Source organism: Rappaport israeli, assembly GCF_001888055.1.
Lineage (GTDB): Bacteria > Pseudomonadota > Gammaproteobacteria > Cardiobacteriales > Cardiobacteriaceae > Rappaport > Rappaport israeli.
Genome location: NZ_LXHZ01000042.1, coordinates 1 through 846, shown reverse-complemented (window position 1 = coordinate 846; position 846 = coordinate 1). Strand labels below are relative to the sequence as shown.

Annotated in this window: 2 protein-coding genes; both read left to right on the top strand. The window is 39.6% G+C overall.

Annotated features, from left to right (window positions below):
• A partial coding sequence (locus A5N84_RS09265; RefSeq protein ID WP_072282146.1) for an IS630 transposase-related protein occupies nucleotides 1–349 on the top strand: 349 nt, incomplete at its 5' end.
• Nucleotides 349–693 (top strand): transposase, encoded by a 345-nt coding sequence (locus A5N84_RS09260; protein WP_072282145.1) that lies wholly within the window; start codon nucleotides 349–351, stop codon nucleotides 691–693. The genes A5N84_RS09265 and A5N84_RS09260, both read left to right, overlap by 1 nt.
• Nucleotides 694–846: the final 153 nt, after the last annotated feature.

The window sequence follows — 846 nt, the reverse complement described above, 5'->3', positions numbered from 1 at the left end:
CTGCCGCCAATTCCGACAGAAAATTCTTAACGATATTGCTAATGGAGAAACTTGGCGCGCTGTTGCAAAGCGCTACAAGATCAGCAAATTCACCGTCTATAGCTGGATTAAAAATCCCCATCCTAAAGGCTTTACTGAGCGTAAGCCCTCAAAGATTGATGATGAAGCCTTGCTTAAGGATATTGAGCAGTATCCTGATGATTACCAATGGGAAAGCGCTAGACGTTTTAATTGCTCGCAATCAGCGATTTGTTATGCTCTAAAGCGACTAAAGATAACGCATAAAAAAAGATTAACCAACATCCAAAAGCCGACACAGAGAAAAGAGAGCACTTTCAAGAACAAATAGTGGATAAGACCGCTCAAGACAAACCGATAGTCTATCTTGATGAATGTGGTTTTAAAGCCTTTGCTCATAGACCTTATGGCTACAGCACAAAAGGACAAGTTTGTCATGGAAGTGATAACTGGCATTTAAAGAACCAGAGCAATGCGATTGGAGCCATTATCAATGGAGAATTGTTTGCCTTACGCTTATATGATGGTTCTATTAACAGCGATATTTTCTCTCATTGGGTGAGAGAAGCACTGTTACCTGAGTTACCTAAAAACAGTGTAATTGTCATGGACAATGCCGCTTTTCATAAACGCAGTGATATTCAAGCAATCATTGAAGAGCATGGCATGAGATAGTTTGGTTACCCCTTATAGTCCAGACTTAAATCCTATTGAAAAGATGTGGGCTTGGATTAAGCAAATACGCAAAGAATGGCGGATGGATTGTATTGATACTTTATTCTTTTATCTGCTTTGGATTGGGTTGGGCTTTAGATGATTGCACTATAT